Origin of the sequence: Nocardioides sp., assembly GCF_050699375.1 — a bacterium.
In the GTDB taxonomy this organism is placed as follows: Bacteria; Actinomycetota; Actinomycetes; order Propionibacteriales; family Nocardioidaceae; genus Nocardioides.
This window is the reverse complement of the sequence record NZ_JBOHDN010000360.1, coordinates 1-8,170: the sequence shown is the minus strand read 5'-3', so window position 1 is coordinate 8,170 and position 8,170 is coordinate 1. Positions and strand designations below refer to the sequence as shown.

The 8,170-nt window shown below is 67.1% G+C and carries 10 protein-coding genes and 1 pseudogene; 4 read left to right on the top strand and 7 right to left on the bottom strand.

Going from position 1 to position 8,170, the window contains the following annotated elements:
• Positions 1 to 64: 64 nt before the first annotated feature.
• Positions 65 to 853, bottom strand: a complete 789-nt coding sequence (locus tag ACRDPS_RS23930; RefSeq protein WP_431504173.1) for a DUF881 domain-containing protein — start codon at positions 851 to 853, stop codon at positions 65 to 67.
• Between the two features lie 43 nt (positions 854 to 896).
• Here ACRDPS_RS23930 and ACRDPS_RS23925 point away from each other — a divergent pair, with 43 nt between their 5' ends.
• Complete coding sequence (locus tag ACRDPS_RS23925; protein ID WP_431504172.1) at positions 897 to 1,358, top strand: cell division protein CrgA; 462 nt, start codon at positions 897 to 899, stop codon at positions 1,356 to 1,358.
• A gap of 143 nt (positions 1,359 to 1,501) precedes the next feature.
• Here ACRDPS_RS23925 and ACRDPS_RS23920 read toward each other — a convergent pair whose 3' ends face one another.
• From ACRDPS_RS23920 to ACRDPS_RS23895, 6 genes are all read right to left on the bottom strand, one after another.
• A complete protein-coding gene (locus tag ACRDPS_RS23920; RefSeq protein WP_431504171.1) occupies positions 1,502 to 2,335 on the bottom strand; it encodes a rhomboid family intramembrane serine protease in 834 nt (277 codons plus the stop codon).
• 105 nt (positions 2,336 to 2,440) lie between these two features.
• Positions 2,441 to 2,950, bottom strand: a complete 510-nt coding sequence (locus ACRDPS_RS23915) for a peptidylprolyl isomerase (protein WP_431504170.1) — start codon at positions 2,948 to 2,950, stop codon at positions 2,441 to 2,443.
• A gap of 94 nt (positions 2,951 to 3,044) precedes the next feature.
• On the bottom strand, positions 3,045 to 3,380 hold the full coding sequence (locus ACRDPS_RS23910; RefSeq protein WP_431504169.1) for a DUF3817 domain-containing protein: 336 nt from the start codon (positions 3,378 to 3,380) through the stop codon (positions 3,045 to 3,047).
• Positions 3,377 to 4,174: an SURF1 family protein gene (locus ACRDPS_RS23905; protein ID WP_431504168.1), complete on the bottom strand. Its 798-nt coding sequence runs from the start codon at positions 4,172 to 4,174 to the stop codon at positions 3,377 to 3,379. Before ACRDPS_RS23905 ends, ACRDPS_RS23910 begins: the two co-directional genes overlap by 4 nt.
• Positions 4,175 to 4,316: 142 nt before the next feature.
• Entirely contained in the window at positions 4,317 to 5,216 is a 900-nt protein-coding gene (locus ACRDPS_RS23900) for a hypothetical protein (protein WP_431504167.1), read from the bottom strand.
• 189 nt (positions 5,217 to 5,405) lie between these two features.
• Entirely contained in the window at positions 5,406 to 6,443 is a 1,038-nt protein-coding gene (locus tag ACRDPS_RS23895) for a TauD/TfdA family dioxygenase (protein WP_431504166.1), read from the bottom strand.
• A 318-nt stretch (positions 6,444 to 6,761) separates the two neighbouring features.
• Here ACRDPS_RS23895 and ACRDPS_RS23890 point away from each other — a divergent pair, with 318 nt between their 5' ends.
• The 3 genes and pseudogenes from ACRDPS_RS23890 to ACRDPS_RS23880 all read left to right on the top strand — a co-directional run.
• Positions 6,762 to 7,469 (top strand): hypothetical protein, encoded by a 708-nt coding sequence (locus ACRDPS_RS23890; RefSeq protein WP_431504165.1) that lies wholly within the window; start codon positions 6,762 to 6,764, stop codon positions 7,467 to 7,469.
• A 54-nt stretch (positions 7,470 to 7,523) separates the two neighbouring features.
• Positions 7,524 to 7,862 (top strand): ArsR/SmtB family transcription factor, encoded by a 339-nt coding sequence (locus ACRDPS_RS23885; protein ID WP_431504164.1) that lies wholly within the window; start codon positions 7,524 to 7,526, stop codon positions 7,860 to 7,862.
• Positions 7,863 to 7,865: 3 nt separating this feature from the next.
• Positions 7,866 to 8,170: pseudogene (locus ACRDPS_RS23880) on the top strand (hypothetical protein); the annotation flags it as partial.

Below are 8,170 nucleotides of genomic sequence, written 5' to 3'. Positions count from 1 at the left end.
GTTATAACGAGCCGACTCGGGGCCCTGGTTGGTCAGGATGAGCCGACTCGACCAGCGGGGCCTGTCACTTGTCCTGAGGCAGGGGTTTTGCGTAGTTCACGTCGAGCAGACCGTCGTAGGCCGGCGCGGTGAGGTAGGTCAGCGGCTTGAGGAACCAGCCGATCTGGACGTTCGGGTCGCGGGCGTCGTCCCGGTAGTTCTGTACGTGGTCGTCGCGGTCGATCGCGGCCTGCAGCCGGGCGGGGTCGCCGACGGCCTCGATGACGTACGGCTGGGGGTAGGGCACGCCGTCGAGCTGCACAGTGCTGCCTGAGCACTTGATGCCGGTGGTGGTGATGATCCGCTTGCCGGCGATCGTGATCGCCTCGGCGCCACCGGACCACAGCGCGTTGACGACCGCCTGGATGTCCTGCTGGTGCACGACGAGGGAGTTGGGGTCGTCGCCGGTGTAGCTCTCCTGCACACCCGACGGAGCGTCGCCCAGGACGATCTGCATGCCCGCACCGCTGCGGTCGGTGGTGCCGGCCGGGTCGGCGAGCTTCTTGGACTGGTTCTGAAGCTGCTTGACGCCCTTGTCGCTGACGCCGCTGGTGAGCTGGTCCACCTCGCTCTGCAGGTCCGTCAGCTGGGCCTCGAGACGGTTGTAGCGGAACCGCTCACCGTCGACCAGCGTCGTCAGGTCCTCGTAGCGGCCAGGACGCAGGTCGGTGCCGTCCGCATTCACGAAGCTCACCGCGAGCAGTCCGCCACAGAGCAGCACCACGACCGGCGTACCGAGCCGCCATGCGGTCGCGCGGGACCAGCGCTTTGGTTTAGGGGTGGGGTTCGCCTGGGTTCCGGAGCTCACGACCATTAGGGTATGCGCAGCAATCACATTTGTCTGAGGAGCATCACCCGTGGCCAAGCTCAAGCTCTCGAAGAAGAGTGATCTCGACCTGCCCAAGGATCCGATCGTCACTCCCCGCTTCGGGATCGCCCTGCTGCTGATCGCCCTCGGCATCGGCTGGATCGCCTACTACTACGTCGGAGTTCGCCCGAACGAGGTCGGTGGCGACTTCACCGGGCCGAAGCCGGTCCAGAAGCTCGAGGGGTGGAACTACCTCATCGGCTTCATCCTGCTCTTCATCGGCCTGGCCTTCGCCGCCCACCCGAAGACGCCCCTGGGCCGGGGTCGCGGTGTGGTCGTCGGCATGCTCGGCTGCTTCCTCATCGGGCTGATCTGGATCTGCGTCTTCTACGTCTTCGCGAACGACCACCTGGACAAGATCTGGGTCTTCAACGACCTGGGCCAGAAGAACCTGCTGGTCGGCATCGGCTTCATGGCGGTCGGCTTCACCTTCGCCACGAAGTGGGAGTAGCAAGACCCCAGAACGTCGAAAGCGGCGCAACCCCAAGGGTTGCGCCGCTTTGCGTTACAGCGATGTAGTTCTCCACAGGTTAGTCCACACCTGTGGATTTTCCACATCCGGAAAACGCGCTGAAAACACGCGGCCCGATGTGGTCAGAACAACAGGATTCGTACGCCGACCAGAGCCAGTAACACCAGGACGAACCCACCCAGGGCAGCCCATTGCAACGGCGCCTTCCGGTCGGCCCGGAGCGTGGTAAAGATGCCCGCGACGACGAGGCCGCCGATGAAGCCGCCGACGTGCCCCTGCCACGAGATGCCGTTGCCGAAGAACGTGATCGCGGCGTTGATCAGCAGGACCGGTAGCAGTGGCGCGAGCGACTGCCCTGCCCGGACGAAGAGCACGACCAGGACACCGAGCAGGCCGAAGATCGCGCCGGATGCGCCGACGGTCGACGAGGCCGGGGACGCCGCCCAGACCACCAGCGCCGAGCCCGCCAGGCCGGCGATCAGGTAGAAGGCCAGGAACCGGATCCGCCCCACGATCGGCTCTAGGAACGAGCCGAGCAGGTAGAGGGAGAACATGTTCACGGCCAGGTGGAGGATCGAGACGTGCGTGAACGCCGAGGTGAGCAGCTGCCACACCGCGCCGTCATCGACGCCGAGCACCCAGTGCGCGGCCGCGCCGCTGCTCTGCAGCGACGAGCAGATCTGGTCTGTCGAGACGTTGGGGAAGTAGCCGTTCCCGTCGTCGGCGACACACGAGCCACCGAACCGCAGCGCGATGAGGTCAACGATCCTGGACCCGGAACCGCCGGTCAGGACGATGGTGATCCAGACGAGCACGTTGACCCCGATGAGCGAGAAGGTCACCGGGAGCGCCCGGAAGCCGACGCGCGCGCCGGTGAGGCGCTTGGGCCGGCGTACGGACTTCTGTCCTTCACGCACGCACTCGGGGCAGTGGAAGCCGACCGAGGCGGCCTTCATGCAGTCAGGGCAGATGGACCGGCTACAGCGCTGACAGCGGATATGCGTCTCACGGTCGGGGTGGCGGTAGCAGACCGGCACCCCGACCGGGGTCGAGTCGGACAACTAGACGATCTCGACCGTCTCGATGACGACCGGCTCGACCGGGCGGTCCATGGCGCCGGTCTTGGTTCCGTTGATCGAGTCGACGGCCTTCTTCGACTCCTCGTCGGCGACCTCACCGAAGATGGTGTGCTTGAAGTTCAGCCACGGAGCAGCACCGGTGGTGACGAAGAACTGCGAGCCGTTGGTGCCGGGGCCGGCATTGGCCATCGCGAGCAGGTAGGGCTTGTCGAAGGTGAGCTCGGGGTGCGGCTCGTCCTTGAAGGTGTAGCCGGGACCGCCCGTACCGGTGCCCAGGGGGCAACCGCCCTGGATCATGAACCCGTCGATGACCCGGTGGAAGCCGAGACCGTCGTAGTACGGCACGCCACTGCGGCCGGCGTCGTCCGTGTACTCCTTGCTCCCGGTCGCGAGGCCGACGAAGTTGGCCACCGTCTCCGGAGCGTGGTTGGGGAACAAGGTGATCGTGATGTCACCGTGATTGGTGTGGAGGATGGCCTTCTGGTCAGCCATGACCTGCCCTTCCGACATTGGGATTGGTACGGGATGTAACGCCCCGATCCTCCCACAAGGTCGGTCGTGGACCTGTGATCAGGAGGTCCTCACCTCAGGAGCTTGCAGGCTCGGCGAGCTTGGGGGCGATCCGGGCGGCGACACGGCGCTCGACCCAGAAGATCAGGCCGGGGATGAGGCCGGCGATCATCATCAGCAGGAACTCCGGGATCGTCCAGCGGGCCTTCTGGGTCAGCAGGAACGCGACGATCACGTAGACGATGAAGATCCAGCCGTGCGCGACCCACAGCGGCGTCATCGCCTCGCCGAGGGACTGCAGCGCGGTGCCCTCGGGGAGCAGATACTTGAACACCGAGGAGATGGTGCCCACGAGCAGCAGCACACCGACGACGTACGCAAGCACCTTGTAGGTGCTGAACAGCTTGTTCACGCGTCTGAGGGTACGCCCGCATCCTGAGGCGTTTTCTCAGGGTCCTCTTCGCTGTCGCCCTCGTCGCCCGCCGCCTCGTCCTCGTCCTCGTCGGGCCGGGGGTGCAGGGTGTCGCGCACGTAGCGCCACCACACGTAGATGCCGAAGATCCCGAACAGCCACCACTCGATGGCGTAGAGCAGGTTGCGCAGCCCGGTCGTGGCCTCCGGCTCGGGCAGCTGCGGCGCGGGCACGTCGGCGACGTCCGTGGCGCCGTCGTTGACCGGCATCGAGGCGGCCGGCCAGTTGTCCTCGACCGGCGAGCGCACCATATAGGCGCTGTAGAGGTCGTAGCTGGTACGCGAGATCAGGTCGGAGACGTCGAGCTGCGGGAAGACGTTGTCGGACTTGCGGTCGTCGGCGACGTCGGTCCAGTCGCTGGGCTGCAGCCAGCCGGTGATGGTGACGTGGCCGCGGGGCGCGGGCGGTGCGGTGCCGACCTCGGGGGTCCAGCCGCGTACGACGTAGACGGCCGACTCGGTGTCCTCGACAAGGACCGGTGTGACGGCCCAGAAGCCCACCTGAGAGCCTCGCTCCATCCCGTCGATGAAGATGGTCTCCTCGGGCATCCAGATCCCGGAGACGGTCACCGGGCGGCCGATCTGCTCCCACGGGAACGCGTCGTTGGGCCCGATCAGGTCGGTGAACGCCTTCGGCTTCGCGTGCACCAGCTCGGCGACCTCGTCCTGCTTGTCCTCCTGGCTGGACTGGTACTGCCAGATCCCGAGCAGCACCGCACCCGTCACGAAGATCACCATCAACAGGTGAGCGCCCCACATCCGGGGGGACAAGACGCTTCGTGGGGGACGAGTCTGCGCGGCCATAGCGCTCCCAGAGTACGTGGGGTCAGGGCAGGGCCCACAACCCGGCCGACCCGTCGGGGTGCGGGGCCTGCCCTCAGTCGCAGACGGCGAACGGGACGGGCTTGCTGGTCACCAGCGCGGCCGCCGTCACCGGGTTCCGCACCCGGAACCCGATCCGCCCCGAGGACGGGTCGGCGACGCCGTGGGTGAAGACCTTCTTGTACGCAGCGGCCTGCTCGCCCAGGGCGAGCCGGACGAACAGGTCGTCGCGGTCCTCGCCGAGACGCACGGTGGCCAGCCCACCACCGAACTCGACGGAGTAGCTCGTCACGGGCGCCAGCCTGGTCTTCTCCTCCGGCCCACCCTCGGCGCAGCCCTTGACGACGTACGTCGAGGTGGCCGGTCCGCCGGCGACCGCGACCATGTCCTCCTGGGCTGCCCAGTTCTCCGCATCCGCGGCGACGGTGTGCTTGGTGATCAGGTGGGTCTCCGGATCGAACCTCGCGCCCTTCAGCGGACCGATGCCGGCCTTGATCGCCTTCCCGGGCTCGACCCGGTCGGCGACCCTGATCACGAAGCCCGCTGTGTCGCCGCCGGTGAACTTCGCCTCCCAGACCACGTCGGCCGCACCCCACTTGTATTGCTCGCGCAGGCGCCGGTCGACCCCGCGCAGCAGCCCGCCACCGACCTGGGCCGCCGCTTTGTCGGCCCGGTTCCACAGGTCGCTCTGATCTGCGGGGCTCGACCTGCTGGTGATGTCGTCGAGGCCGAAGAGCGACTTCACCTCGTCGTAGTCGGTCACCGCCAACGTCTTCGCGCCCTCCGGCACGAGCGTCATGGCTGCCTCGACGGGGTCCATGGTCTCGGCGTACACGGGGTAGGTCTCCTCCGCCGGCGCCGCCTCCGGCTTCTTCGGCTCACTGTCATCCCCGCAGCCGACCAGGGCCAGCGACACCACCACCAGCACGGGTATGCCCCATCGCCTCGCGTTCACGCTGACGAGTATCCCCGATCAGGCTCTCCCTGTACGCGACATCAACCTGCCGAGAAGTCACTCCCGCAGGCCGAGAAGTCACTCCCGCAGATCGAGAAGTCACTTCTGCAGGCCGAAAGGTCACCGGATGGGTCCTGAAATAGATGGAGGCCGCAGGCGTAGCGCCTGCGGCCTCCTAGATCCCGAGCGTCAGCGTCCAGCGCCAGTGAGCTCAAGGGATGCGGGGAAAGGCTCGAGCACCGGGTCGATGATCCGCGAGGAGGCCTCCGACCGGGCGACCCTGCTGCGGCGCAGGTCCTTCACGGTCGTGAGCCGGCGCAGCCAGCGGTCGGTGCCGTCGTAGCGGGCCGTGAACGGCTTGCGGCCGTGCAGGGCGCGGTGGTTGTCGACGATGAGGAGCTCGCCGGGAGCGAGCGCGACCTCCTCGACGTTGGCGGAGAGCTCCATGATGAGCAGCTGGAGGGCCAGATCGGCCCCGGTGTCACCCGGAAGGGCCGACATGTAGGGCGGGTCCAGGCGGATGTCGGGAGCCTGCGGGGAGCCGGAGAGCACCGCGGTCGGAGCGGCGAGCAGCTCGTCCTCGTTGACGCCGGCCTCACGGAGGTTGCGCAGGTGCTCGTCGTCGGGGTGGATCACGTAGCGCGGCTCGAACAGTGCGGCGTACTCAGGACCGGTGACGTCGATCGAGCTGATGCCGACGGCGGTGGTCGGGACCATGTCCTGGTTGCGCAGCGAGATCAGGCCGAGGTGGTCGCAGCGCAGGTCGCTGAAGGCGTCCTCGATGTGCAGGTCGAGAACGACGTCGCTGCTGTGCCCGGTCTGCAGGCTCTCCTGCTTCTGGATCGGCAGGATGTTGTTGACCAGCTGGCCACCCTGCAGCGACGACCAGGAGACCGCGTCACCGAGCTGGGCCATGATCAGGGCCAGCCAGAAGTCAGCCATGTGCGGCGTCTGGGCATCGGGGTGATTCCAGTGCGGCGGGGTCGGGCCGGCGGAGACCGGGAGCCCGCTGACCACCAACGCGTCGGTCGTGTCGTCGTAGCGGAACTCGCGGATCGCCTGGGCGACGCTGCTGGGAAGCTCACCGCCGAGGAACGGTGCGGTCTCGAGGAACTCCGAGGTGACCGGGTTCTCGAAGCGGGTGAGCAAAGACTCCGACAGCTTGGCTGCGGTGTCGGACTCTGCTGGGGTCATCTCGACCCGGGTGACTACGGACTTTGCGCCCACGACATTGACCTTTCGGACATTTGCGGTGGAGGTGCCGTCAGAGCGAAATCTGGCGTTCCCACCAAAGGACTGCCTTACTTACGGACCACTTTGTTCCGCCGTACGGAATTCAAACGAGTGATAGGTCCAAATATCGAGACGATAGGTATTAGGCCCCTTGCGCAAACAGCTTGAACCTGTTTAGGGAATGTATATTCATTGCGGTTCGACAGTTACCAGCAATTTGCTGATCGAACGACCCCGCAAACCCTCCGCGATCGCTCGGCGGCGGTCGCGGACCGATAGCGGGAACCGCCCTGGCCCACTACGCTCCGACCCATGGGAGCAGCGGTCATCTCGGGGCTTTTCGCGGTGGTGCTCGCGTGTCTCGCGTGGATCTTCAAGAACGGCAGCCGGCGAGCTCGGCTCCTCACCCGGATCGAGCGATACAGCCAGGTCCTCAAAGACCTTCCCGAAGGGCATCCAGCGCGCGTCCACCTGGACGCGGCGCTCGCCGCCGACTCCGAGCAGCTGCTCGCGCTGACGGGCTGGAAGGCGCCTGAGACGCCCAGGCCTCCCGCGGCTCCGCAGCCGTCGGATCCCTGGTATCCACCCGCGCAACAGCCATCAGATCCCTGGTATCCCCCTTCTCCGCGACCGGCCGTGAAGCCTGGTCCCGCCTACCCGCCCGCCCAGCGCCAGGGCCCGGTGGCGGCTCCCGCCGGCGCGGGCGCCGGTGCGTACAAGCCCGCAGCCGACGACGACCTCGATGATCGGGACGACATCGACTGGATGGGCGAAGACGAGGAACCAGGGGCACCGAGCCCGTCTCCCGCCGCCCCCACCCAGCCACCCGTTGCCGGCGGCCAACCGTCCGTTGCCGGCGCCGGCCAACCTTCCGCCACCAACGCTTTCGGACCCCCACCGCCCCCGAAGCGCGCCCTGCTGTCCGGGCACGGGTCGACGATTCTCTGGGTGCTCGCAGGTCTGTCCGCGGTCACAGCGGTCGGGTTGGCCCTCAACGACCTCATCGCCTCGCCCCTGTAACCTCGCCTTAGACATGCCTTGACAGGCATATTCCAGATAATGCATATTCGAGATGTGCCCACACGTGACGTCTTCACCGCGATCGCCGACCCGACCCGGCGGCAGATCCTCGACCTGCTCAACCATCGCGAGATGGGGGTGGGTGAGCTCGTCGAAACCCTCGGGCTCGCTCAGCCGAACGTCTCCAAGCACCTGCGCACCCTCGGTGAGGCAGAACTGGTGCACGTACGCATCGACGGACCGCGCCGCCACTACCGGCTCCGTCCGGAGCGGCTTCGGGAGCTGGAGGAGTGGCTGGCGCCGTACCGCCGGATGTGGGCCGATCGCCTGGATGCCCTCGAGCGCCATCTGGTCCAGCTCGACGGCCACGACCCTGACCACGAGGAGGACTGAAGGATGACAGAGACGACCGGACCCATGGGCGAGGTGCTCCGCGACGACGAGCGGACCGGCCTTCGTTACGTACGCCTGCTTCGCCACTCACCCGAGAAGGTGTGGCGGGCGCTGACCGAGCCGGACGGACTGCGGCACTGGTTCCCGACCGACATCATCGGCGAGCGCACTGTCGGCGCGCGGCTGAGCCTGCCGTTCTGGCCAGAGGGCCTGGAGCTGGCGAGCACCGCCGAGGCGATCGAGGAGATCGGGGTCGACCCGGGCGACTACGTCTCGGCAGGAGAGCTGCGGGTGTGGGACCCGCCCCG